Annotated in this window: 25 protein-coding genes; 10 read left to right on the plus strand and 15 right to left on the minus strand. The window is 48.8% G+C overall.

From position 1 onward, the window contains the following. Positions 1–133: 133 nt before the first annotated feature. From HPY27_RS22240 to HPY27_RS22250, 3 genes are all read right to left on the minus strand, one after another. The gene (locus HPY27_RS22240) at positions 134–931 is read right to left on the minus strand and encodes a stalk domain-containing protein (RefSeq protein ID WP_017250602.1); all 798 of its coding nucleotides are present in this window, start codon (positions 929–931) and stop codon (positions 134–136) included. 99 nt (positions 932–1,030) lie between these two features. Beyond that, the gene (locus tag HPY27_RS22245) at positions 1,031–1,969 is read right to left on the minus strand and encodes an AEC family transporter (RefSeq protein WP_069847811.1); all 939 of its coding nucleotides are present in this window, start codon (positions 1,967–1,969) and stop codon (positions 1,031–1,033) included. Between the two features lie 13 nt (positions 1,970–1,982). Next, complete coding sequence (locus HPY27_RS22250) at positions 1,983–2,384, minus strand: hypothetical protein (protein ID WP_017250604.1); 402 nt, start codon at positions 2,382–2,384, stop codon at positions 1,983–1,985. Between the two features lie 818 nt (positions 2,385–3,202). On the opposite strand from HPY27_RS22250, the gene HPY27_RS22255 reads away from it, so the two are divergent. The 5 genes from HPY27_RS22255 to HPY27_RS22275 all read left to right on the plus strand — a co-directional run bounded on the left by HPY27_RS22255 (position 3,203) and on the right by HPY27_RS22275 (position 7,283). Further along, positions 3,203–4,030 carry an amino acid ABC transporter substrate-binding protein gene (locus HPY27_RS22255; protein ID WP_174225978.1) on the plus strand — a complete coding sequence of 276 codons (828 nt, stop codon included), beginning with the start codon at positions 3,203–3,205 and terminating at the stop codon, positions 4,028–4,030. Between the two features lie 80 nt (positions 4,031–4,110). Beyond that, positions 4,111–4,944, plus strand: a complete 834-nt coding sequence (locus HPY27_RS22260; protein ID WP_017250606.1) for an amino acid ABC transporter substrate-binding protein — start codon at positions 4,111–4,113, stop codon at positions 4,942–4,944. Beyond that, a complete protein-coding gene (locus tag HPY27_RS22265) occupies positions 4,931–5,626 on the plus strand; it encodes an amino acid ABC transporter permease (RefSeq protein ID WP_174225979.1) in 696 nt (231 codons plus the stop codon). The genes HPY27_RS22260 and HPY27_RS22265 overlap by 14 nt, the downstream gene beginning before the upstream one ends. A 17-nt stretch (positions 5,627–5,643) precedes the next feature. Further along, positions 5,644–6,378 carry an amino acid ABC transporter ATP-binding protein gene (locus HPY27_RS22270; RefSeq protein ID WP_017250608.1) on the plus strand — a complete coding sequence of 245 codons (735 nt, stop codon included), beginning with the start codon at positions 5,644–5,646 and terminating at the stop codon, positions 6,376–6,378. A gap of 530 nt (positions 6,379–6,908) precedes the next feature. Continuing rightward, the gene (locus HPY27_RS22275; RefSeq protein WP_174225980.1) at positions 6,909–7,283 is read left to right on the plus strand and encodes a YybH family protein; all 375 of its coding nucleotides are present in this window, start codon (positions 6,909–6,911) and stop codon (positions 7,281–7,283) included. 89 nt (positions 7,284–7,372) lie between these two features. On the opposite strand, the gene HPY27_RS22280 is transcribed toward HPY27_RS22275, so the two are convergent. After that, positions 7,373–8,143: an ANT(4')-I family aminoglycoside nucleotidyltransferase gene (locus tag HPY27_RS22280; RefSeq protein WP_174225981.1), complete on the minus strand. Its 771-nt coding sequence runs from the start codon at positions 8,141–8,143 to the stop codon at positions 7,373–7,375. A 162-nt stretch (positions 8,144–8,305) separates the two neighbouring features. Next, complete coding sequence (locus tag HPY27_RS22285) at positions 8,306–9,229, minus strand: LysR family transcriptional regulator (RefSeq protein ID WP_174225982.1); 924 nt, start codon at positions 9,227–9,229, stop codon at positions 8,306–8,308. Between the two features lie 144 nt (positions 9,230–9,373). Here HPY27_RS22285 and HPY27_RS22290 point away from each other — a divergent pair, with 144 nt between their 5' ends. Next, entirely contained in the window at positions 9,374–9,856 is a 483-nt protein-coding gene (locus tag HPY27_RS22290) for a DinB family protein (RefSeq protein WP_017250613.1), read from the plus strand. Positions 9,857–9,929: 73 nt separating this feature from the next. Here the strand turns inward: HPY27_RS22290 and HPY27_RS22295 are convergent, their stop codons facing one another. After that, a complete protein-coding gene (locus HPY27_RS22295) occupies positions 9,930–10,445 on the minus strand; it encodes a DUF3841 domain-containing protein (RefSeq protein ID WP_017250614.1) in 516 nt (171 codons plus the stop codon). A gap of 119 nt (positions 10,446–10,564) precedes the next feature. Then, entirely contained in the window at positions 10,565–11,116 is a 552-nt protein-coding gene (locus HPY27_RS22300) for a nitroreductase family protein (protein WP_174225983.1), read from the minus strand. Between the two features lie 157 nt (positions 11,117–11,273). Here HPY27_RS22300 and HPY27_RS22305 point away from each other — a divergent pair, with 157 nt between their 5' ends. After that, positions 11,274–11,990: a GDSL-type esterase/lipase family protein gene (locus HPY27_RS22305; RefSeq protein WP_173623765.1), complete on the plus strand. Its 717-nt coding sequence runs from the start codon at positions 11,274–11,276 to the stop codon at positions 11,988–11,990. A 44-nt stretch (positions 11,991–12,034) separates the two neighbouring features. Here HPY27_RS22305 and HPY27_RS22310 read toward each other — a convergent pair whose 3' ends face one another. Further along, positions 12,035–12,817 (minus strand): SagB/ThcOx family dehydrogenase, encoded by a 783-nt coding sequence (locus HPY27_RS22310; RefSeq protein WP_173623766.1) that lies wholly within the window; start codon positions 12,815–12,817, stop codon positions 12,035–12,037. A gap of 125 nt (positions 12,818–12,942) precedes the next feature. On the opposite strand from HPY27_RS22310, the gene HPY27_RS22315 reads away from it, so the two are divergent. Beyond that, positions 12,943–13,824, plus strand: a complete 882-nt coding sequence (locus HPY27_RS22315; protein WP_174225984.1) for a LysR family transcriptional regulator — start codon at positions 12,943–12,945, stop codon at positions 13,822–13,824. Positions 13,825–13,845: 21 nt separating this feature from the next. On the opposite strand, the gene HPY27_RS22320 is transcribed toward HPY27_RS22315, so the two are convergent. Further along, a complete protein-coding gene (locus HPY27_RS22320) occupies positions 13,846–14,625 on the minus strand; it encodes a GNAT family N-acetyltransferase (protein WP_017250619.1) in 780 nt (259 codons plus the stop codon). 29 nt (positions 14,626–14,654) lie between these two features. Beyond that, entirely contained in the window at positions 14,655–16,082 is a 1,428-nt protein-coding gene (locus HPY27_RS22325) for an aminotransferase-like domain-containing protein (RefSeq protein WP_174225985.1), read from the minus strand. A 165-nt stretch (positions 16,083–16,247) separates the two neighbouring features. Between HPY27_RS22325 and HPY27_RS22330 the strand changes: the two genes are divergently transcribed. Then, a complete protein-coding gene (locus HPY27_RS22330) occupies positions 16,248–17,150 on the plus strand; it encodes a DMT family transporter (RefSeq protein WP_174225986.1) in 903 nt (300 codons plus the stop codon). Here the strand turns inward: HPY27_RS22330 and HPY27_RS22335 are convergent. Further along, the gene (locus tag HPY27_RS22335) at positions 17,115–17,978 is read right to left on the minus strand and encodes an alpha/beta fold hydrolase (protein ID WP_174225987.1); all 864 of its coding nucleotides are present in this window, start codon (positions 17,976–17,978) and stop codon (positions 17,115–17,117) included. The genes HPY27_RS22330 and HPY27_RS22335 overlap by 36 nt on opposite strands. Positions 17,979–18,023: 45 nt before the next feature. Between HPY27_RS22335 and HPY27_RS22340 the strand changes: the two genes are divergently transcribed. After that, positions 18,024–18,950 (plus strand): helix-turn-helix transcriptional regulator, encoded by a 927-nt coding sequence (locus HPY27_RS22340; protein ID WP_174225988.1) that lies wholly within the window; start codon positions 18,024–18,026, stop codon positions 18,948–18,950. Between the two features lie 92 nt (positions 18,951–19,042). Here the strand turns inward: HPY27_RS22340 and HPY27_RS22345 are convergent, their stop codons facing one another. The 4 genes from HPY27_RS22345 to HPY27_RS22360 all read right to left on the minus strand — a co-directional run bounded on the left by HPY27_RS22345 (position 19,043) and on the right by HPY27_RS22360 (position 23,685). Beyond that, on the minus strand, positions 19,043–20,125 hold the full coding sequence (locus HPY27_RS22345) for a glycoside hydrolase family 15 protein (protein WP_174225989.1): 1,083 nt from the start codon (positions 20,123–20,125) through the stop codon (positions 19,043–19,045). 167 nt (positions 20,126–20,292) lie between these two features. Further along, positions 20,293–21,117: an inositol monophosphatase family protein gene (locus HPY27_RS22350; RefSeq protein WP_017250625.1), complete on the minus strand. Its 825-nt coding sequence runs from the start codon at positions 21,115–21,117 to the stop codon at positions 20,293–20,295. Positions 21,118–21,385: 268 nt separating this feature from the next. Continuing rightward, positions 21,386–21,598: a CstA-like transporter-associated (seleno)protein gene (locus tag HPY27_RS22355; protein WP_017250626.1), complete on the minus strand. Its 213-nt coding sequence runs from the start codon at positions 21,596–21,598 to the stop codon at positions 21,386–21,388. Continuing rightward, positions 21,595–23,685 (minus strand): carbon starvation CstA family protein, encoded by a 2,091-nt coding sequence (locus HPY27_RS22360; protein ID WP_174225990.1) that lies wholly within the window; start codon positions 23,683–23,685, stop codon positions 21,595–21,597. Before HPY27_RS22360 ends, HPY27_RS22355 begins: the two co-directional genes overlap by 4 nt. Between the last annotated feature and the right edge of the window lie 68 nt (positions 23,686–23,753).

Genomic DNA, 23,753 nt, shown 5'->3' on the forward strand with positions numbered 1-23,753 from the left:
CAGAGTTCCGGACACGTACACACACCTCCATTTCTCAAGGGATAGGAAATCACAACCATATCTTACATCAGGAGTCACACAAAAACAAGAGGGCCTGCTATAGCAGACCCTGTACTCCGTTTGCCCGATTTTCTTATCGACTTCCGTTGCCATCTGTGGCAAACAGTGGCTTCTTCGTCTCAGCATCCAGGAAGACAATCGTCGTGTAAGGTGGCAGCTTCACTTTTGCCGCCAAGTACGGATAGGAAATCACTTGCGGGTACATTCTACCCGGATCAGGCAGCGTTTGTTTGACATACACAAAAAGCTGCTCCCAGCTCTGCTCGACTTTGGTTACTTGCAGTCCGTAGCCAGGATTCGGCGAGGACCCGCGTGCGATGACATAAAGATCTCCCTGCTTGTGAATGCCTTGCTGTTCTTTTACCGAGTCAATAAATGTACGTTCCTGTTCCGTCAACTTATCGGCATCAACAAGCGTAAAGCCACTCTCTTCTCCGGCCATCACAATTTCCACCGCCTTTTTCTCGGCATTCCACGTGATTTGATGTCCGGCCTGCTCTGCCATCCATCTCAACGGCAAATACACTTGCTTGTCACGCACGATTGCGCCCTGCCCATCTTGCAGCGACTTGCCATTCAACGCTACTTTGCCTGAAGCCAGTTGAAACGTCAGCGTACCTTTTGCCAGCTTCATTTCTCCATTCGTTGCGTCTTGTTTCCAAGTGCCTTCTAAAATCCGGCTCGCATCCTCGGCAGAGACATATGTACGCTGCTGGACGAGAATCGGTGCTTTTGCCAAGGTAGATTGCTCTCCGTTTACCATGATCGCAGTTGTCGCTGTTTGTGCTGTGCTAGCCCCTGCCGCCTGCACAGGGTAAGCTGCCAACATCTGAAGTGTCAATGCAACTGCCAAAATCGATTTGCCTTTCATTGTTGTTCCTCCATCCCTGATCATCATTTTCGTCATTCTTTACTTGTTAGACATAGGTTACCTCTGATTCGTTTCACTATGACTGAGATTGGCGAGAGATTAGTGCAAGAGCCAATTTCCCATGACCAGAACAACCGGGATGGACAAGAGCGCCAGCAAGGTAGAACAAACCGTCGTCATGGCACCCATCTCCTCATCTGCCGCGTAGCGCCCGAATAAGATCGAGGCCAATGTCAGGGTGGGCATTGCTACTTGCACAAGGGAAACGCTGACAATATCGCTGTCGATTGAAAAAACGGACAAAAGAAAAGCCGTCATCAGCGGAAAAACAACTAATTTAAACGTGAGTGGCATACTCAAAAGCTTTAATGACACTTGCGGTTTATTGCGCAAAAACATAGGCAAGAGCATACCAATGTACATCATGGCTAACGGAGAAGCGAGCTTGGACAGCGTTCCAAACAGTTGCTTCACAGGCTCAGGTGGCACAAACCCGATGATGGCAGAACCGAGTCCAAAAACGATTGCAATCATCGGGATGTTAATGAGTGTCTTGAGCCCTTTTAAGGAGAAGCTTCCTTTTTCCTGGAGCATCATCACACCAACGGTCCATAGCACAACATCCACGCCTGCGTCGAAAATAGCGGCCAAGAGCGCCCCTTTTGGTCCAAACAATGCCGCACAAAGCGGTAAACCGATGAAGCCTGTATTCCCCAAGCCGGACAAGAGCGCAATCTCCCGACGTTTTTTCACCGGAAGCGGAAGGGCACGCGCACCTAACCAGCCGATGAAAATGCCCAGGCAGTTTAGGATAATTGAAATGAAGAATATTGCAAAAATTTGGTATAAAATTTGTTGATCAATGGTTGTCTGAAAGATCCCGTCTAAAATAATGCACGGCATGGCAACATTTACAATAATCGTGATGACGAGTTGGCGGGAGTCCGCAGTCAAGGGTTGCCGGTAGCCGATTAAGCTACCGATCCCAATGATGACGGCCATGATGAGGATGGACTGCTGCAACGTTTGTAGTTCCATGCTGCCCTCCTGCCTACATTTCTACCGGAAGCCATTCGAGTTCGGTCGGCTCCCCTTTTTCACATGTTCGTAGCAAATCTCCGCACAAAGGAACAACTTGCTCAAGCGGAACGCACCAGGAAAGGGGAAAGGCAACTTCACTACCCTCGATGACGAGCGTGGACATTACCGCCGATTGCTTGTCTGCCGCAAGTACAAAGTGCTGCTCAACCGGCTCATGTTCTTTCCATTGCACTAATACTTTACCGTTGTTCCCGCCTGCTACGACCAAATCCACATGGTCTCCATACGCTGCGTGTACCAACGTCCGCGTTACTCCGTCCAATTGAGCGATTTCCTTCAGCACTTCATGCCAAGCTACATGCTTTTGCTCCATTCCACTTCCATCTGTATACATACGCCAGTCATTTAACATGTTGATTGACTCCTTTTATCGGTGCGCTCTCCTATGAAGAACAAGCACGTAATTGCTTGTAGGCCTTTCAATTCGTACTAATTGTACGCTTCTTGACGAGGAACCTCAACCACTACTTCTGCGGCAAGTTTCGTTCCATGCACATAGCCACCGTATGAATGGAGAATCCTTAAAAGAGATAAAAAGTGTAAACGTTCTGTAGTGGTGGGGAGGAAACAGGAGAAAACGCTCAGCTTCTTGTCCCACCCGCTGGGGGATTCACTGCCCGACTCCATGCAAAAAGCGAAACCGCGTCCAAAGTGGTCATTCCAGGATGCCTTTTCAGAGGTGGACGCTTAAGAGCGTGTTTCGCTTTTTGCATTCCGTCTCGGTCGGTGTACCAAAGATCTTCGCTGTTTTCTCCTGTTTCCTCTAAGCGCTTTCCGTGCTTATCCCGCTTTTTAAAGCTTTGAAAGAATGAAGGAATGTCATTAGTTACGACAGAGAAGAATATTTCCAGACGTAGCGACTTGTGGAGTCCTACCGAGCGGAGAAGCGATTAGCGGGCAAAAGAAACTTAGGCGTGCCCACACGACGAAGCTGCTACCACTTTTGCGTTTCCCCGCTAATCGCTTCGGAGCGGACAGTCTCAGCCCCCAGCAGGACGGAGCCTGGAGCCTAGACTGGAAATATTCTTCTCCCCACGGCAGCTACATAGAACCTTGTCCCCTCCAATTCAAAGTAATCAAATAGGATTTAACAATTTAAAGATTGACAAAGGCATGAACGACCACTACTATGAATCCATGAAATCCGATTAACATAAAGGGGATTACAACATGAAAAAAGTCATTCTGTCTACCTTACTATCTTGCCTGCTACTGGGAATGGCTGGCTGCGGCACTTCTGGTTCTCCTTCTCAGCCGAATCCTACGAATCCGCCTGCTGATCAAGCAGCTTCGCAAAATTTGCTAGAAAAAGTGAAAGCCGAGAAAAAACTCGTCATTGGTACGGAAGGTACATACTCTCCGTTTACGTACCATGATCAGTCGGGCAAATTGACCGGCTATGATGTGGAGGTTATCACGGAAGTTGCCAAGCGGCTCGGTGTAGAGCCTGTGTTCCAGGAAACCCAGTGGGATGCCATGTTTGCGGGACTCGACTCTAAGCGCTTTGACGTCATTGCCAATCAAGTAGGAATCCGTCCTGATCGTCAGGAAAAGTACGATTTCTCCAAGCCATATACGATTTCCCGTGCGGTTTTGGTGACTCACAAGGACAATGACACCGTCAAAGACTTCAAGGATATCAAAGGGTTAAAAGCCGGACAATCCATGACCAGCAACTACGCTGACCTCGCACGCGCCAATGAGGCAGAAATCGTCGGTGTAGACAATTTCAATCAAGCCATTGACCTGATTGCACAAAAACGCGTGGACGTTGTGCTCAACGATAATTTGTCAGTACTTGATTTCCTGAAACAAAAGCCTGATACGCCCATCAAAGTCGTGGCGAAAAATGCAGAGGGCCAACCAACCGGTTTTATGTTCCGTAAAGGAAGCACAGAACTGACTGACGCGATTAATAAGGTGCTCGATGAGATGCAGCAGGACGGCACCCTTTCCAAGATTTCCGTCAAATGGTTCGGCGAAGATATCACGAAGTAATTCTTAGTCATTGACAAAATTGTCTGTCCCTTTTAGTATGTTCCTATTCAAATTCACATCGGTTTAGTGGGGGTTAATTTATGAAAAAACTATTTTTTTCCCTTCTCGCTTCCACTCTGTTAGTCGCATTGGCAGGCTGCGGGTCGTCTTCAACGGGACAACCACCGCAAAATAGTGCCACTCCTGCCCCAACAGAAGAGAAAAAAGAACAAAACTTGTTGGAAAAAGTAAAAGCCGACGGAAAAATTCTGATTGGAACCGAGGGCACGTATGCGCCGTTTACGTTCCACGATCAGTCTGGCAAGCTGACGGGCTATGATGTGGAGGTCGTGACAGAGGTAGCGAAGCGCATCGGAGTAGAGCCTGTTTTTCAAGAAACACAATGGGATGCGATGTTTGCTGGACTCGACTCCAAGCGCTTTGATGTCGTAGCGAATCAGGTAGGCATTCGCCCTGATCGTGAGGAAAAATACGATTTCTCCAATCCATACACCGTATCCACAGCGGTCCTTGTCACCCATAAAGACAACACGACCGTAAAAGGCTTCGAGGATATCAAAGGTCTGAAAGCAGCCCAAACATTGACGAGCAACCTCACAGATATCGCGAAGAAAAACGGAGCGGAAATCGTCGGTGTGGAAGGCTTTAACCAAGCGATCGATTTGCTTGTTTCCAAGCGTGTAGACATTACGATCAACGACGGGATTTCCCTGTTGGACTTCATGAAGCAAAAGCCTGATGTTCCTATCAAAATTATCGCAAAAGATCCGAACGTAGCGAAAAACGGTTTCCTCTTCCGCAAGGGTAGCACAGAGCTGGTTGATGCATTCAACAAAGCACTGGACGACATGACGAAAGATGGTACCCTCGCAAAAATATCAGAGAAATGGTTTGGTGCAGATGTCTCTAAGTAGCTTCTTTGAAAACCCAGAACGCCTGAACCGATGGATCGATATCGCGCAAAGCTCCTTTCTTCCTCTGTTGAAAGGAGCCTTGCTCTATTCTTTGACAATCGCCATCGCGTCCTTTTTCATTGGTCTGATCATTGCGGTTCTCACTGCGCTGGCACGTCTATCCGGCATAAAGCCGCTGATTGCCATCGCCCGCTTTTATGTATCGATCATTCGCGGTACTCCTTTATTGGTCCAATTATTCATCATTTTTTATGGCTTGCCGAGCATCGGCTTGATGATCGATCCGATACCGTCGGCAATCATCGGCTTCTCTCTCAGCATCGGTGCCTATTCCTCCGAGGTGGTACGTGCCGCGATCTTGTCCATTCACAAAGGGCAATGGGAAGCAGCCTACTCCATGGGGATGACCTACTGGCAAGCACTGCGCAGAGTCGTGCTCCCTCAGGCAGCTCGCGTCTCCATTCCTCCTTTGTCCAACTCGTTTATTAGTTTGGTCAAGGATACTTCGCTGGCTTCGGTCGTTCTGGTACCAGAGATGTTCCGCAAAGCCCAAGAAGTCGTCGCTGCGACATATGAGCCGCTGCTCGTCTATGCGGAAGCAGCCCTTATCTACTGGGTGATTTGCTTCATACTCTCTATTATCCAGGATCGCATCGAAAACAAGCTGGACCGTTATGTCTAAAAAGCAGGTGAAAACGCATGATTACGATCACGGATGTGCATAAACAATTCAATACCTTACATGTACTCAAAGGCATTTCTCTCTCGGTGGAAAAAGGAAAGGTAGTCGTTATCATCGGTCCTTCTGGCTCCGGGAAAACAACCTTGCTTCGCTGCCTGAATGCACTTGAGGTTCCGACCAGCGGTAGCGTCCAAATCGGCGACGTCAAGCTGGACTTTTCCAAAAAAGTAGAGAGAACGAGTATTCCGAAGCTGCGAAAGCAGACCGGGATGGTGTTTCAAAACTACAATCTGTTCCCGCACATGACAGCCCTTGAAAATGTGATGGAGGGACCCGTCACTGTCAAAAAAGTAGACAAAGAAAAAGCACGTGCGAAAGCCGCTGCTCTCCTGACAAAAGTAGGTCTTGGTGACAAGCTGGACCATTATCCTGCACAGTTGTCTGGTGGACAACAGCAGCGTGTAGGGATTGCTCGGGCACTGGCGATGGACCCGCAAGTCATGCTATTTGACGAGCCTACCTCCGCTCTCGACCCGGAGCTCGTTGGCGAAGTGTTGAGGGTGATGAAGGAGCTTGCCCAGGAAGGGATGACGATGATCGTCGTCACGCACGAGATGGGGTTCGCCCGGGAAGTTGCCGACGAGGTTATTTTCATGGACCAAGGCGTCATCGTGGAGCGAGATACACCGTCCCATTTGTTCGCAAAGCCGCGTGAGGAACGCACACGTCAATTTTTGCAGCATTTGAAGTAAGAACCAGAAAAAAGACTCTGTCTCTTGTATAAGAGCACAGAGTCTTTTCTTTGCAATAGTGCCTTAATCATCAATGAAGCAAATCACTAGGAAAATAATAATGAGAATCCAAATGAACCCGCCACCAAAAAAGCCGAAACCATCGCGATTGCAACCCATCATTTACCTCTCCTCTCATTGAAATCAGATGGAAGCACCGATCTGCTGGCAAGGATCGGTACTCCATTCAGCTTATGACGACCGCATCTCTCCTGTATGGATGCCTGTCTATCCCAGTGATTAAAAAGAAAAAAACGGGTGCTTGCCCTCCGCATTTATACAAAACCTAAAATTAACAAATGCTTCATGTTCTCTCTACTCTTCCTTAACATCAGACAACTATCATGAATGTGTCAGACCCTACGATGGACATTACGTCCTCCATTTCCGCCCGAATAGCCCCCTTCTACATCGGGCGGGCTTTTTTTCTTTGCCGTAAACCTATAATATATGGATAAATAGACCATTTTTAGCGGAGAGAGGGATCATTTGTGGAAGGCTATAAACAGGCGTTAGCGCAATATATTGACGCTACCAATACACATGACTTTGCCAATGTAGAAAAGGTGCTTCATCCGAATGCCATTTACTGGTTTTCCGACAAGACTTGTACATCCATGAGTGAGATCCGCGCTTACTTTGAAAATGCATGGCATCTGATCAAGGATGAAGTCTATGCGGCTACGGATGTCCAGTGGATTGCTGTCGATCAAAGTTCCGCTAGCTGTGTATATACGTATCAATATCAAGGCTATTACAACGGGGAATTCGTCACGGGAAGTGGCAGAGCTACGAATATTTTTACGAAAACAGAGACAGGGGAATGGAAGCTCATTCATGAGCATCTGAGCGGCAAAGTGGAGTAAGCCCCAAAAATAAAAGCCTCGCTAGGAAGCAAGGCTTTCTTGGTAAGTCGAGACCCCTCGTACAAGGGGTCTCGTTTGTTTTTTATCGATTAAAAAGGGATTCGCTCTGAATGAATCACATACTGATGCTGGGCAGCCCACTCTTGGAGACCATCCCAGAATAATTCGCAAGCGCTAACGATTTTTGCTGGATCAGTCAGATCCCCCGCCATCACCAATCTGGCTACCTGATCGAATCCAGCCGGACGATGCGGCAATTCCATCGCTTCCGGCAAAACCTTGGCCCCTGTCGAGTAAAGCTTTCGGTTGTGCAGCCCGATCAACATCGCACCGTATTGGGCAAACTCCATAGCCAAGTAGGGCAGATAGGTATGTGGGCCGTTTAGATTTACGTTTCGCAACTTGCCAATAAACTCGTACATTTCCCCTACGAGAATACCGTTGATTCCCTCTGTGAACTCTTCCTGCGCTGGTGATTCTGCTGCTTTTTTGAGCGTTTCAAAAAAGTCCTTCGGATCGTACAGACTCAGTGGAGTAAAGAATGGGCCATGTGTCAGCGGCCAATCATCTTCGACAGTAGCGGCAGTGTTCAGCAAAACATCTGCACTGCACACATTTACTTCAGCCTTCCAAGGTCCCGCTGACCATTCGTAGCTAAATTCTATTTCTTCCCCTGATTCTTCTAATACACAAAACATCTCGATATCCGAATAAGGGCCGTCTGTCCCTCGAGAAATAGAGCCGTACACCCCAATGGCGAGAACTTTTTCTTTGTACACTTCATGTAATCTCGCAGCAATTTCTTGGCAGGTTTGAAATCGTTCACTTCGAGATATTTTTACAGGTCCATTCATGTTCATTTACGTACATCTCCCTTGATCTATTTTGGGGTAGCTGACACAAATACATGAATGGAGGACCTCGGGATTAACGGGGGACTTTTTTTGGATGCATGTGAACTTCCTCCCATCGACCAGATCGTGGTTCGTAATGATATGCATTTTACCAAGGAAAGGAAAATCTTACGAGCGATTTTTATTCGTGTTGGGAGCATGAGTGTTGTCGATGGCCGATTGAATATACGCTTGTAGCGTATCGATGAAGGTACGAGCGGCAAACCCCATATATTTGTCTCTGCGATAAACCAAACAGATATCTTGGCTGGGTGTCGGATGCAAGAGGTTGATGATCGCAATCTCGTCGTCGTTTATGTTTTGCAGCAATAAGCTAGGCAGAATACAGCCCCCGATCCCCTTTTTCACTAGAGTCAATAGGGACAGGAGTGTGGTCGTTTCGATATGAGGCTGCAAGCGAAAGCCTTCCTGCATGCAATAGCGATTGATGAGCTGTCTCGCTTGATGATCCGACGGAAACATCACCGTTTTCACATCTTGAAGCTGCTCAAACTTGATTGCCTTTTCCTTGGCAAGTGGATGTGCGGTATGAACCGCAAGCGCGAACTCTTCGTGAAATAGCGGAATGACAGTGATTCTCTCATCCGGCTCAGGTAACACAGTCACGCCCAAATCAATCTCGCCGGATGTGATTTGCTCCACTATTCTTGTAGACTCAATGACGGATAAGGATGTTTTTGGATACAAGCGGTGGAATTCTACAAGAAGAGCATCAAACAACAAATCGGCATCGCCAGGCAGGACACCGATCGTGAGCGTGCCCCCTTCGTTGTTTTTCATGGCAGCAATCGCTTCGCGTGCGTAGTCGATATGGGAAAAAACATGCCGACTCTGTTCCAGCAATACCTTTCCTGCTTCTGTCAGCGTGATTCGCTTGCCTAAGCGGTCAAACAGCGGGACACCCAGCTCATTCTCTAAAAACTTGATTTGCTGACTGAGATTGGACTGCGAGGTACACAGCTTTTCTGAGGCCCGGGAAAAATGCATTTCCTCACATATTGCCATAAAATACTCCAATTGCCTGAGCTCCATTGCTTCACCTCTTGTGCCCATTATCATTTTTACTAATCATTCTAATCGGAAAAGCATGATTGTTGCGATTTCCCCTACGACGTACACTTTAGTTGACGGTAAGATCGCTGTCAATCATAGGAAAATGATAGGGAGGTTTGTCTCATGTCTCAAAGCATGATCACTACAGCCACATCCGTTCGTCAAATTGGCCTGCAACAGATTCCGTTGATTCCTGAGGAGCTATTGGATGTGCAATCCCCCGCTTTTTCAAATACACTTCGCTGGAATATCGGGCATATCGTCTTTTGTTTTCAGCATTTTCTGTCCATCGGCTTGCCTTACCAATCTGACCTGCCCGCTTCCTACGCTACTCTTTTTCAGACGGGAACGAAGCCTTCTGACTGGACGACTGCACCACCCTCGATAGATGAGCTGATTTACTACTTGTCCGTACAGCTTGAACGGTTGGCCTCCGTCACCCCTGACGAGCTAGAGGCAGCATTGCCAGCCCCCATTACAATGGGTCCCTTCCAGTTTACGACGGTTGGAGAAGTCTTTAACTTTGCCGTCATGCACGAGTCCATCCATCTGGGGATCATTTCAAGCATGGTAAAAGTCGTAGCGCAGGAAGCAGCAGCAAAGTAATTGCAAAAAAACGAGACCTGTGAATGGTCTCGTTTTTTCTTCCCCAACCGTGTGCCTCGAGCGTGAGCAACATTTACCTTGCAAGAAAGTACTCGACACTTTTGACATTCGCTATGTCTATTTTCCCCGTTGTTCCTTGCAATTCTCTATCCTCATAGGCGTCCCAACTGGAATCTCGCTTTCTATTCCAGGCAAAGATACGCTCCCAGCTTTCCTCTTTTGAAATCGTACCTTTTCCTTGATGATATTCTTCATATTCCTGTTCACTGTTAGCTAAGAAGTCATTATTTAATACCATATGCCACTCATCATAGTCAGAGAGTAAAACGTCTTGTTCATCCAATTCCACTTTGATTCGAACGAACTGGACTCCACTTTCAAAATAGCCTGTACGCCTCAAATCAGGTTTATCCACCCATAACCAAATCGGGTATTCTCCCCTATACTTCGCTACTCTCTTTTTCATCTGATGAATCATCCATTCGTATTCCTTAGGGAACATCGCATGTTTTCGGTCCCCTTGTAAAAAACCCCGTTCTCGAGCCAATTCCCACACTTCTTGGTTTTGTAACGTCCAAAAAACCCTCATGTCATACACCCTAATCGCATATTTCAAGTTACGTAAACATAATCAAGCACTAGTGTAGCAGGAAGTTGTCCAGTTATCACGAAAAAACGAGACCTCAGATTGGTCTCGTTTTTTTCCATTTATTCGAACCGAGTGAACTTTTCTTCAGCAGATGTGCGTGTGCGTGCTGCTGGTACATTTTCCTGATCGAAAAAACCGAGGTGCAGGAAACCAACGATTTTCTCTCCTGGCGTAACACCCAAGATGACGTGTGCCTTCGGATCCCAGTTGTGCGCGTTCGTTTTCCAGACTACGCCTAATCCACGCTCCCATGCGAGCAACTGGAAGTTTTGAATGAGAGCTGCCGTCGCACTGAAATCTTCTTCCCATTGTTTTTGGCGCGGATCTTCTTTCATGATGACGACCAAATAGGCTGCCGGTTGGTTGTACATGTCTCGGCGCGCCTGATGGGCTTCTGGGGGATAGCAGGTGATCAACTTCTCTACAAACGCTTCTTTTTTCTCTGAAGATACAAACAGAAATCTCCAAGGCTCACGAATACCATGGTTCGGCGCGTACACAGCGTCATTCAATAGCTCCAAAACAAGTTCTTCGGACACAGTATCTGGTTTATAGTCTTTTTTAATAGAGCGGCGCTCTCGAATGATTTTGGCAATGGACACAACGGTCACCCTCTTCTCTTAGACTCCCACACTTTGATAATGGTTATCAATCTTATTCAGAACATATGTTATCGTGTACACTCGGCAAAATCAAGTAAGAAGTAAACGAAACTGCACACCACGCTTACAGGGATATGGTAAACTTTTGGACGAGGAGGGATGTAGCTTGGACGAACAGCGCCCAGCTCTCATAAAGCCCGGATTTTTCAGTATCGATGCGCCAGCAGACAGACGACGCAACGAATTTGACTTTCATAATGAAGCGCTGCTCTTCCACCAGCAGCCCGTCGATTTTGTTTTTTTCGGCGATTCCATCACGCATTGGTGGGATCTCGCTACCTTTTTTGGTCGGTCGGGTCAGACCATCGTGAATCGTGGAATCGGCGGTGACACAACCGAACAGGCCCGCAGACGTTTTGCCGCAGATGTCCTTCAATTGAAGCCACGTTACGTGGTGATCATGATCGGGATTAACAATACGTGGGCGTTGGATACATTCTTGCCTTCCGACCGACTGACACCTCAAGAGATTAACCAGCAGGTGACCCGTGATGTAGAAGCAATGGTGCATGCGGCTCTCGAGCAAGGCATTCAGCCCATTCTTTGTTCCCTTTTGCCTACATGCATGGACCGATACGCACGCAACTATGAGCGAAACCAACTCGTCATCACGATCAATGAACGTTTTCAAGCGATTGCTGAACAAACAGACTGTCTCTATGTCGATTACCACTCCCGCATGACGGACGCAGATGGTATCACACTGCGCAAGGAATTGGCTGACGACGGACTTCATCCGCATGTCCTCGGCTACCAGCTCATGGCGACCGTTCTCCGCGATACACTTTCTGCACACGACATCGCACTTGGCACACCATCATGAATAAAAAAAGGATGCGGCTTCTTATGCCCATCCTTTTTTGCTGCTTATTCCGGTCGACGATCCGTCAGCCAATGCCCACCTGCAATTTTGCCCACGGATGCCATCAAAATAGACAAATGGGACTTGCCATCGATGCCTAAATATTCGTTCATGTCATGATCCATCCAGTGACCAATTGTCGTTACCCCAAGCCCCAGTCCGTTTGCTACCAAATGCAGGTTCTGCGACACGTGCCCGGAATCCCACCAGATATAGCGGTACGCACGTTCTTTGTATTTGTCTTTCGTGCGATCCACCATCGCTGTCCAAACGAAATTGACAGCAGCCCGTCTCGTTACCTCTTGCTCTTCCGTGAACAGATAGGCGATCTCGGACGTGTCTTCTCTCTTCAATCCTTCCAAGCACCAATTCTGTACATCCAGATGATACAGGCCTTTCTCCAGTCCCTCCACGTTGTTAATCATCAGATACGTCTCAATCGGATACAGGGCACCGGCAGACGGCGTCGTGCGTAATTGATAGTCACCCATATCATCTGTGATGCCCTGTGTACCCCACAGTAGGAGATTCAATTCGTTAAGCGTCATTGACTGCTTCAAGAAATTACGCTTGGATCTTCGATTAGCGAGGACCTCCCACAAATCGACGGACGCTGGAAACTGTGGCTTGCCTAAATCAACGCGGGCAAATACCTCTTCATAACGCAAATACGTCGCAGGTCTTTTGGAAAAATCGTAACGAGAGGCCCAGCCTTTTTCCAGCTCGCCCACTCGGTAAGAGGTCGCCTCGATAAATTCATTTGCAATTCGCTGCCATTCGGGATGCATCTATGTTCCTCCTCGTATTTTCTTACTGGTGATGCCTTTTACTATACGAAGCTCTTTTCCATTAGTAAAACAATGATTTATAATATTTTTCATAAGAAAAAACTAATGAAAAGGAACCAGGAGACATGACGCTTACCCAACTGCAAGTGTTTGTCGCCGCAGCAAAAGCTGGAAGCTTCACGCGGGCAGCAGAAGAAATCGGCTTTACGCAATCCGCCGTCTCGCAAATGATTCAGTCCCTGGAAAAAGAGCTCGGTGTCAGTCTTTTTCAACGAAGTCGCAGCGGGATCACTCCGACGAGCATCGGAGAGCGAATGCTTGCGCACGCTCGCGACATTTTGAACATCACATCCTGCATGACGGAGGAAGCAAACGTGGCCCGCGGGATTTCGTCCGGTACCCTGCGTATTGCCTCGATCCCCAGCGTCGCCTCCCGCTTTTTACCTGGACTTTTGGGTAGCTTTCGCAAGCGGTTTCCGGCCGTGGACATCCTGCTTTTGGAAGGCGATAGTGATGAAATTAGCAACTGGCTGCACAGCTTAGTTGTCGACATTGCCTTTACCGTTATGCCTGATAAGGAAATGCAAACGTTGCCGCTCTTGCAAGACGAAATGATGGTCATTTTACCAGATACCCATCCACTGAAAGACAGTCAGACCCTTCGTTTTTCCGAAATTGCGGAGCGTTGTTTTATCATGCCAAAGGATGGCTGCATCCGAAAAATGCTGCAAGAGAATCACATTACCCCAACGGTAACGTTTGAAGTACGTGAGGTGTATACGATTTTGACCATGGTGCAGGAGTATATCGGCGTCACCATCATGCCTGAGCTGTACATGCCACCTGTCATCCCCAAAGTCGTCGCGATCCCTCTGTCGCCCCCTATTACAAGGGAAGTGGTGCTCGCGGTGCGCAACTGGCAGTCGATCTCCCCACTCACGGCAGAGTTCGCCGTTCATAGCCAGCAATATGTAAAAGGCATGGACTTCACGCCAACGAGCAAGTAGCCCCACGAACAAAGCCCTCGCCTATTGGGATTGGCGGGGCTTTTGGTGTGCGAGAAGCTCTGTTAGCCATTTTTCAAATTTGTTGGCACTCATGATTTCATGTGTAATAAATTCACCCTGATAAAACAAGCCAAAGGTCGTCCATATGACAGGCGCGTTCTGTGCTGCTTCCCTCGTTGTCAGCTTGTACGAATGAAAGGGAACACTTTTCGCTTCCGCTACTTTTCTCAATTCTTCCAAAACACCAACAGCAAATGGACACTGTGCTGTGTAATAAATGGTGACGCCATTCTCCTTTGAAGAAGTTGTTCCTGTTTTCTTCAAGGACGGTATAGCAGCTTGTTCATTCCATTTCCATGCCACTAATTGAAAATACGGTTCTGCTTGATCTGCCAGCTCAAACCCCATATGTTCAAAAAAACGTCTCTCACTCAAATACGGGTACTTGTTCTTCCCTACGATATGAACGATTCCGTCCATGCCACGTTTGATAGCATCCTCCTTGCAATGATGCAACAATTGTTTCGCATACCCGTTCTCTTTATATCTGCCAGACACCCACAAGCAGTTGATATACATATAATTGGGCGCTTCAATTGGAACCCAGGCCATTTCCGCAGGCAAGTATTCAATAAACACTTTTGCCCGCTCATCTAAGCGATAAAACACCAATCCTTCATCCATTCGCTCTGTCAGCCACTTCTTCTTCTCGGCTACTTCATGTTCGTATTGTTTTGCACCTAATGCACAGCATATGTGCTCCGTTTCTATATTCTTTTTTGTTATTTCTATATACCCCATTTACTTCCACCTCCATCTTTCCTCTGCTTTTATATACTATCGCGGACGATTTGACCCAGTCTTTCGATACCAGATTCAAAATCGGCGATCGACGAGTACCCATACGACAGCCGGACATATCCTTCTTGCGTCTCCCCGTAAATCTTGCCCGGATTCAGCAGAATGCCCTGGCGTTTGGCTGCTGTAAAGAGCTCCATCATCGAGAGCTTTCCGTTCATTTTCAGCCAGATGAAAAATCCTCCAGCAGGCACTTCCCACGTCGCGTGTTCACTCATGTGCTTCGTAAGTGCCCGGATGGCAGCCGCTCGTCTCGTAATTAGCTGCTCTCTGACCTTGTGCATATGCCTCTCATACAAGCCACTCGCCAGCCACTCCTCCGCCACACGTTGCGATAGCGAGCTAACCCCGTAATCCGTCTGCATCTTGATATCGGCCAGGCGTTCGATGACTGGCTCTGGCCCCACTACCCATCCAATCCGCAAGCCGGGAGTCAGTGTCTTGGACAGGCTCCCGATGTACAGGACATGTCCATGTTTATCTCTTGCCTTGAGCGGCAGAGGTGGAGGCTCATTCGTCCACAGCTCGCGGTAAATGTCATCCTCGATAACAGGCAGACGCTCTTCTTCACATACACGCAGCAGCTCCAGCCGGCGTTTCTCTGTCATCAGGATGCCTGTTGGATTATGAAAGCACGGATTGGTGTACAGAATCGCCCCTTGCTCCTGTTTTCGCCTCGCATAGATCGCCTGCGCAATCATCCCCTGACGATCCATCGGCAATCCCGCAAGCTCCATCCCCGCCGACTGGAACACATGCAAAGAATTGAGATACGAAGGCTGTTCCAAAAACACGGTTGAACCTCGATGCAATAACCCAACCGAAATTAATTGGAGTGCCTGCAATGCACCAGACACGATTAAGACAGAAGACGGCGAAGCTGTAATTCCTTGTCGTCCGACATAATCACTGACCGCTTGGCGCAGGGGAAGGTACCCTCTCGGCTCTTCATATCCAAATCCGCTTAGGTTCCTCGTCACTCGCTCCATGACTTGCTTCATCGCTTCGACTGGAAACATGTCTGGGGAGAGCTCTCCTTTGCTCAACTGAATCAGGTCTGCCTGGAATTCACGCGTATTGATTTCTTGAACCGCCGTCATGCTTGGCTTGTGCAATCCAGATCTGACGTACTCACTCCAATCCGGAGGTCGTGTCGTAGCCAACAGCGTCCAGGTGTTGTTGACGACGACAGTGCCCATCCCCAGCTTTCCCTCGATCAACCCGTCTGCGGTCAATTCCTCCAATGCTGCAATGACCGTGCTCCGATTGACTTCGAACGATTGTGCCAAGTCGCGTTGGCTGGGGATTTTGCTGCCAATCGGCCATTCTCCTGTCGAAATTTTTCCTTTGATAAAATCAATAATTTTCCGATATTTCGGCAACCGTTTCTCTCTGTGCAACCTGATCGATCCCCTTCATCTTCCTCATCTTAATAGGTAAAAGTGGTTGGTTTTTTTGATAGCCGAGTGGTTGCAGATATTTTACCACTTCTTGATTACCATAGAAAAGAAAGAAGAAACAGTGAATAGGTGGTTGGTTTTTTCATTCAAAGGAGGGAAGTTATCTTGTTGCATCATGTCAGAAGTCGTATTTTCGCTGCACATGCTATCAGCATTTTGTTATGGGCCTCGGCCTTTGCTGGTATTCGCGTTGGGCTGCAAGCTTACTCGCCGGAGCATCTCTCGCTGCTTCGCTTTCTTATCGGCTCTCTTTTTCTCGGGATACTCGCACTCTTTTTCCGTATCCGTCTGCCAGAGTTAAAGGATGTCCCAGCTATCTTTATGCTTGGGGGCTTGGGTTTCGCCGTTTATCATACAGCGCTCAACTACGGGGAGATGACTGTAAGTGCAGGTGTAGCCAGCCTCTTGGTCACGACTACGCCTATCTTTTCCGCTCTCCTCGCTCTCCTATTTTTCCGGGAGCATTTCGGGGTAAGAGGCTGGCTAGGTGCACTGATCAGTTTTCTCGGAGTCTCCATCTGCACGATTGGCACAGGGGAGACCCTGTCTATATCAGACGGAATATTCTTGATTTTATTAGCAGCCATTAGCGAAAGCATTTACTTTGCGTTTCAGAAGCCATTCGTAGAAAAATACGGCGTTTTCGCATTTACCGCCTACACCTTGTGGGCAGGTACCTTATGTATGCTCTTCTTTTTGCCCGGGCTTGGCACAGCGATAGCCCAAGCGCCATGGGATGTGACACTCAGTATTGTGTATTTGGGGATTTTCCCTAGCGTTGTTGCTTATTTGTCCCTCGCCTATGTGACTTCTGTCGTCGGTACCTCAGAGGCTACTACCTCCCTTTATATGACGCCAGTGCTCGCTTTTTTGATTGCCTGGATGTGGCTGGGTGAAGGTCCTACGCTTGTGACGATGGCTGGTGGCGTTGTGACGCTTGTCGGTGTCCTGCTCGCAACGATGAAGCCGCGGTTATCCAGAAGGACTGTCAAGCACCAAGCCTTTTAGAAACGCCAGTATTTCCATGCTTGTCGCTATTGGCGCATCGATCGGCATCAAGTGCTTGGCGTTTGGAATGACTACCGTTTTGCTTTGCGGATGCCTCGTAACTTTTTGGATGAGAGAGAGCTTCACATCGAGCTTTGGCTCAGTCTCCGCCGGGAGAAACAGAACCGGGCATCTCATTTGTGCGTAGGCATCTTCATAGTGCAAATCACAGACTGTCTCCATGATTTGAAGGTTAATCGTAGTCGGTATCTGGTATGTGATCAGCCCATCAGACAGAGGGTAGATCGTCACATGCTGAAACCATTTTTCGTAATACGGGTCCCACGGATACCAATGCTGCCTCGCGTATGACGCAAACTCCTCTCGATACTGGAACGCTGGCACTGCACGCTTGCGATACTGCTCCAAAATTTCAGCTTTTGATCCTTCCCGCTCGCCATTTGGGCCCACAAAATCAATCATGCCTGAATCCAGATTAATCAGTGATCGCACACGGTCAGGGTACCTCGCTGCAAAAAAGGTGGCGAAATCTCCGCCGAGAGAATTGCCAATCAGATGCGCTCTATCTACCCCAGCATGATCGAGTACTGCCCGTATATCCTCACATTGCGTACCGATATCGTAGCCAGTAGCCGCATGCTCCGATTGGCCATGCCCACGCAAATCCATACAAATGATGTGGAAATCCTCTGAAAAATAAGGTAACATGTCGTTCCAGATAGATGAGGTCCCGCCTTGGGGGTGCAAGAACAGAATCGTTTCACCATTTCGTGCGCCTTCTAACACATGTAACCTCGTCCCCTGCTGATAAATCATCACTGATTTCACTTTGACTCACCCTTTTATTCGTTTTAGCTAAAGCGAGGAATACATATGAACCGAACAGGTCGTTTACTAGAACTGCTTGCACTTTTCCACACAGGAAAAACCTTTACCGTGGGCGATTTAGCCAATACGTTGTCTGTGTCCAAACGAACGATGCTGCGTGACTTGCACTTGCTCAGCGAGGCTGGTGCGCCCTTGCAAGCTTCCCCCGGTCCTGGCGGCGGTTACAGGCTGATTCGATCCCATCAGCTAGCGCCCCTTGCTCTCACGACAGAGGAAGCCGTTGCTCTGATTTTGTCGTATGAAGCTCTTCTCTCCTACACGGACAAGCCATTTGCAAAAGAAACCCTATCTGTGATCGCCAAGCTGCTCTCGAGTCTTCCAACAGACGCTTTGATGAGAGTAGAGCAGCTACGCAAAAAACTGCGGGTGACGAACCCGAGCAGAAGTGTGGAAGCGCCCTTTTTGCGACCTCTCTTGGATGCTGCTCTTTCCCAACAAGCTGTGGAAATTGCGTACGACTCCCTGAATCGACGAAGCACCCGCATCATTCAGCCCGATTATTTGTACGCCTTCGATGGCTACTGGTACTGCAAATGCTTCTGCTTTCTCAGGGGATGCACGGTCAAACTGCGCGTTGACCGCATCCAAGCCATGACGATTGTGGATACCCCTACCTTCGTCCCTGATCCGCATGTCTCGCAGTATGAAGAACTAGAGCAGCTTCCCCTGCGAATTCGTTTGACGAGAAAAGGCTGCAAACTAGCCGAAAGCCACCATCAATTCGGCAATCAGATTACGCTTCTGGCAGATGGTTCCGGTTTCATTATCGACACTGTCGCTCCCTCCGAAATCGATTGGGTAGCCCGGTTTGTACTCGGTCTGGGAAGGGAAGCGACAGTAGACGAGCCTGCTGAGCTAATCGGCTGGCTGCATAAAGAGCTTCATGCCCTGTGTCATTTTTATCCCGTTTGAACGCCACTCTGTTCGGTCCTGAGATGAGCATAGCAACAAATGGTGTCAATCGATGTCAGTAATAAGAAAAGCCAGGAAGACTCTCTTCCTGGCTAGTACTGCATGCCGAGCTCTGCCGCCAACACGAGAAACATCGCATGCGACCAAAGGAGCGGCACAGCAGGATGGCCTGCCCTCTCCACCCACCTCTCATAATGAGCCGGAGAAAGCAAATGCTCCTGCACTTGTTCAGGCAGTCCGCTCGCTTGCCGCTGGGAAACAATCCACGCTGCTATCTTTTCCGCTTCTTCACGCCTGCCCGTTTTCACGTAATACCAGCCCAACCACGCAGATAATAGCAGCCACTGCCCCCCGCCATAATACGTATCGGTCGGGTAGCGATGCACGCCGTATCCTGCTCGCAGCTCCTCTTCTATGGCCTGCACGGTTCGGATCATGAGCGGATCATCCACGTCGACGATCCCATACGGCAGGGCCAGCCAGAGAAGACTCGCATCCACCGAATGATCCCCAACGGACTTTATCAATCGCCTGTTGGCTGTGCCATGCTCGCGTATGAATTGGCGAATGGTCTCTCCTTGCTGAGCGAGTTCGAAAGCTCGGTCGGACAAATAAGGCTCCATCGCCTTGATCCCGGCATAAATAGCTCCTAGCGTTACTGGGTGGATTCGGTCTCCTCCCTCTTCCCAGCAATCAAAGTTAGGGAGCTGCCAGCACGCCACTACATAGTCAATCGTCAGTTCAATAGATGGCTTCAGCTCGTGAATCAAGTCATGCTCCCCACTCATCCGCACATGCTCAGCCAGCCCCCACAGCCATGTCCCGTAGCCATCGAGCTGAAAGCTGCCCCATTCGCCTGCTACTTCTTCTCCGTCCGCTGTATAGCGCGTATGCAAATAGCGGTCGTTCCCCGCATCATTTTTGTCTAATCCTTTTTTTACTGCCGAAATGGCTGCTCTTGCCTTTGCCTCATGCTTTCGGATCACATCATCGCACCATTGGTAAAACTTGCGGGCGCTCTCATGGTTGCCGGTACGGTTCATCGCGTAGGCCGTAAATGTTCCATCGCGGAGCCATGCATATTGATAGTGAATAAATGCGGGTGAAGCGAGATACGCCCCCGTACTCCCTTGATGCTGAAGGATCAACTTTACACTTTCCTCAATCAGGGTCATGGTTATCCCCCCTTATTCGGACAAGCCGACTTCGTAACAAATACAGTCGCTGCTCGTCTTCCGGCTATGCTTTTATAGCATATGCAACCGACGTCCAAACGAAAACCCAATATGCATAGCAAAAGAAAACCCACTGGATGCGCATATCCAGCGGGTTCTTGTGACATTTAATTTTGTGAAGGTACATCCGTCTGTTCGGATTTCAAGTAATGCTGCAGCTCCTCATAAAAAGTCGGGTTGCAAGCCATCACGCTGCTTTTTTGGTCGTACGGCAGTGGTGTCCCCATCATGGTCGTCACCCGGCCACCCGCTTCCTCTACAATAATGCGAGCTGCCCCGAAATCCCACGCATTGAGCTGCATACTGACGTAGCCATCCAGTCTACCCGCAGCCACATACGCCATCTCCAGAGCGGCGCTTCCTAGCAGGCGCATTCCGCGAACCTTCCCAGCAAGCTTTTTCACGATCAAGTCGATGCCAATCTGCTCAGCACGCTTGTTCCAAAATACACTCGTGCATAACAAAGCTTGTTCCAGGCTTACTGCTCGATTCACCTGCAAGGGACGATCATTGAGAAAAGCCCCTTCCCCTTTTACCGCATAAAATAACTCGTCTCTGGAAGGATCGTAAACCGCTCCGACCATTCCCTCTCCTTTATGGTAAACGGCAATGGAAACGGAAAAATTGATTTGCTGATGAACAAAATTGGTCGTGCCATCAATCGGGTCGATGACCCAAAGCGTGTCATACTGCTTGTAATCCTCCGCATGTGCACTCTCTTCTCCAAGAATGCCGTGATCAGGGAAGCGTGCAAGAATCATCTGAATGACGTGATTCTCCACTTCTTTATCTACGGCTGTAACAAGATCGGAGGCTGATGTTTTATACTCGACGGTAAAAGGCTCCTTCATTCGCTTCAGACTCAGCTCACCCGCTGAACGGGCGCATTGCAAAGCGAGCTCCTTGAGAGCCGCCAGTGTTGATGCTTGCACACGTATCGCCACCTAAAACTTGACTTATTTTTTCGCAAAGCACGCCCCTTTCACCTAGAAAGAGAGGCTTCGACGTTTTATTTAAAAATGATGAGACAGCTCGTGCTAAAAAACGGCCATGCTATATTATTTAGTGTACCATACTTTACCTGCTGTTACACCACACGTTAGCCATGAGGAATGCGCCTGAAAACGCCCGAATGATTGAAAAAAGGTGTCTCCCTCGTCATTATCTGACTGTGGAGACACCCTTTTTTACATGACTACTTTAGCAGCAGCGCGTTACGCCGCCTTTTTCAAAGCGTTCAGTCAAGGCGTACATGTAGTACTCACGCTCTGTCATCGGAAAGATACCTGGCGCCCCATGCGTCTCGTACCAATGGGCGAGATAGCGATCATAGTCGGGCATTCCGAAAATCGTTTTAATAGCCGAGCTCACTTTGCGCATTGCCTTTCGCATGGCTCTTAGCTTGCGCCTCATGCTACGTGATGCCCTTTCCCGTCAAATACATTTCCTTTGGACTTGATGTACGGCGACTCCTGCAACGGATAGTGCTTGCCACGGAGAATATTGATCCATACCCGCGCTCCGTCGAGAATGATCCCAATCGTAATGACCATGAAGATCGCACATACCACAGCATCGATCTGGTCGTTGAAGATCATTTTTTGTGCAGCTTCCACCGTTTTTACCCCTTTTGGAAGCGTATCGGCATCCAGTGCCTTTTGGAATGCTTCTGCATGCGAGAGGAACCCGATTTTTGGATCAGGATGGAACAGCTTTTGCCAGCCCGCTGTCAACGTAGCCGTCGTCAGCCAAGCCATCGGTACGAGTGTGATCCATGAGTAGGCGGCTTTGCCCATTTTGAAAATAATCGTCGTTCCCACCGTAAACGCAATCGCGGCGAGCATCTGGTTGGCAATACCAAAGAGCGGCCACAGGGTGTAAATGCCTCCCAACGGGTCCATGACACCTTGGAGCAGGAAGTATCCCCATCCGATGGTAATGATCCCAGAACCAATCAGATTACCCGGCAGCCAGTTGACTTCCTTCATTTTCGGAATGACGTTTCCGAGCATGTCTTGTACCATAAATCGTCCGACACGCGTTCCCGCATCGATCGTCGTCAAAATAAAGACTGCCTCAAACAAGATCGCAAAGTGATACCAGAATGCCATTAATGCCTTGCCACCTAATACACCCGAGAAAATCGTCGCCATCCCGATTGCCAGTGACGGCGCTCCGCCCGTCCGGGAAAGGATCGTCTTTTCCTGAATGTCGTTGGCAAGCGTTGTTAATTGGTCAGGGGTTACGGTATAGCCCCAGCCCGTTATCGTCGTCGCAACCTGGACTGCATCCACGCCAATTGCGGCGGCCGGTGAGTTGATCGCAAAATAGACACCAGGAGTCAGCACGCACGCTGCAATCATCGCCATAACCGCAACGCCAGACTCCATCAGCATTCCACCGTAACCAATCAGTGGCGCATGCGATTCCTTCGCGATCATCTTCGGCGTCGTTCCGGATGATACGAGAGAATGGAATCCCGATACGGCTCCGCACGCGATGGTAATAAACAAGAAGGGGAACAGATTTCCTGCGAAAACAGGGCCAGTTCCATCAATGAACTTCGTCAGTGCTGGCATTTGCAACGGCGGCAATGTCAGCACGATTCCCACCGCCAATACCGCAATCGTCCCTACCTTCAAGAATGAGCTGAGATAATCGCGCGGTGCCAAGAGTAGCCACACAGGCAAAACTGAGGCAATGAAGCCGTACACAATAATCATCCAAGCAAGCTGTACCTTGGAAAAAGTGAAGGCTGGTCCCCATGTTGGCGATGCAGCTACGATTTGACCGAGCCACAGGGAAAAGAACAACAACGCCAGCCCGATGATCGAGCCCTCTAATACCTGCCCAGGTCGAATATACCGCATATACAATCCCATCAATATAGCAATGGGTAGCGTCATGAATATCGTGAAGGTAGCCCACGGCGATTCTGCAAGAGCGTTCACAACAACCATCGCCAAAACAGCAATCAGGATAATCATAATGGCAATGATACCAATCAGCGCGAGTGCTCCGCCTACTGGACCGATCTCTTCCTTGGCAATTTGACCAAGAGATTTACCGTTGCGACGCATCGATCCGAACAAAATAATGAAGTCCTGCACCGCTCCACCGATCACAACCCCGACGATAATCCAGATCGTTCCCGGCAAATATCCCATTTGCGCAGCCAGCGTAGGACCTACAAGCGGGCCTGCACCTGCAATCGCAGCAAAATGGTGCCCGAACAACACCCATTTGTTCGTTGGCACAAAGTCTTTGCCATCGTTGTTCACTTCCGCCGGAGTGGCGCGATTGTCGTTGAGCGACATGATTTTACGAGCAATGAATTTGCTGTAAAAACGATAAGCTACAGCATAAGTGCAGAACGCAGCGGTCAATAACCAGAACGAGTTGACAGATTCCCCTTGCCAGAGCGCTATCATTCCGAATCCGACAGCACCCAATGCGGCTATCCCGCCCCAGATCAGGAGGGAAAGAAGCCATTTTTTCATCCGAGTCGCCCCCTTCTATTTATGTAATATTCAGGCAATAAATCCTTAAAAAAACGTATCACATCGGA

The sequence above is a fragment of the Brevibacillus sp. HB1.1 genome, assembly GCF_013332445.1.
Classification (GTDB): Bacteria; Bacillota; Bacilli; order Brevibacillales; family Brevibacillaceae; genus Brevibacillus; species Brevibacillus porteri.

Bases quoted from the DNA above. Each gene is read 5' to 3' on its own strand.
- HPY27_RS22270 (WP_017250608.1), top strand. From the start codon at position 5,644: ATGATTACGATCACGGATGTGCATAAACAATTCAATACCTTACATGTA.
- HPY27_RS22310 (WP_173623766.1), bottom strand. From the start codon at position 12,817: ATGCATCCCGAATGGCAGCGAATTGCAAATGAATTTATCGAGGCGACC.
- HPY27_RS22265 (WP_174225979.1), top strand. From the start codon at position 4,931: ATGTCTCTAAGTAGCTTCTTTGAAAACCCAGAACGCCTGAACCGATGG.
- HPY27_RS22315 (WP_174225984.1), top strand. From the start codon at position 12,943: ATGACGCTTACCCAACTGCAAGTGTTTGTCGCCGCAGCAAAAGCTGGA.
- HPY27_RS22360 (WP_174225990.1), bottom strand. From the start codon at position 23,685: ATGAAAAAATGGCTTCTTTCCCTCCTGATCTGGGGCGGGATAGCCGCA.
- HPY27_RS22340 (WP_174225988.1), top strand. From the start codon at position 18,024: ATGAACCGAACAGGTCGTTTACTAGAACTGCTTGCACTTTTCCACACA.
- HPY27_RS22240 (WP_017250602.1), bottom strand. From the start codon at position 931: ATGAAAGGCAAATCGATTTTGGCAGTTGCATTGACACTTCAGATGTTG.
- HPY27_RS22250 (WP_017250604.1), bottom strand. From the start codon at position 2,384: ATGTTAAATGACTGGCGTATGTATACAGATGGAAGTGGAATGGAGCAA.
- HPY27_RS22355 (WP_017250626.1), bottom strand. From the start codon at position 21,598: ATGAGGCGCAAGCTAAGAGCCATGCGAAAGGCAATGCGCAAAGTGAGC.
- HPY27_RS22345 (WP_174225989.1), bottom strand. From the start codon at position 20,125: ATGACCCTGATTGAGGAAAGTGTAAAGTTGATCCTTCAGCATCAAGGG.
- HPY27_RS22295 (WP_017250614.1), bottom strand. From the start codon at position 10,445: ATGAGGGTTTTTTGGACGTTACAAAACCAAGAAGTGTGGGAATTGGCT.
- HPY27_RS22285 (WP_174225982.1), bottom strand. From the start codon at position 9,229: ATGGAGCTCAGGCAATTGGAGTATTTTATGGCAATATGTGAGGAAATG.
- HPY27_RS22290 (WP_017250613.1), top strand. From the start codon at position 9,374: ATGTCTCAAAGCATGATCACTACAGCCACATCCGTTCGTCAAATTGGC.
- HPY27_RS22255 (WP_174225978.1), top strand. From the start codon at position 3,203: ATGAAAAAAGTCATTCTGTCTACCTTACTATCTTGCCTGCTACTGGGA.
- HPY27_RS22280 (WP_174225981.1), bottom strand. From the start codon at position 8,143: ATGAACATGAATGGACCTGTAAAAATATCTCGAAGTGAACGATTTCAA.
- HPY27_RS22245 (WP_069847811.1), bottom strand. From the start codon at position 1,969: ATGGAACTACAAACGTTGCAGCAGTCCATCCTCATCATGGCCGTCATC.
- HPY27_RS22320 (WP_017250619.1), bottom strand. From the start codon at position 14,625: ATGGGGTATATAGAAATAACAAAAAAGAATATAGAAACGGAGCACATA.
- HPY27_RS22260 (WP_017250606.1), top strand. From the start codon at position 4,111: ATGAAAAAACTATTTTTTTCCCTTCTCGCTTCCACTCTGTTAGTCGCA.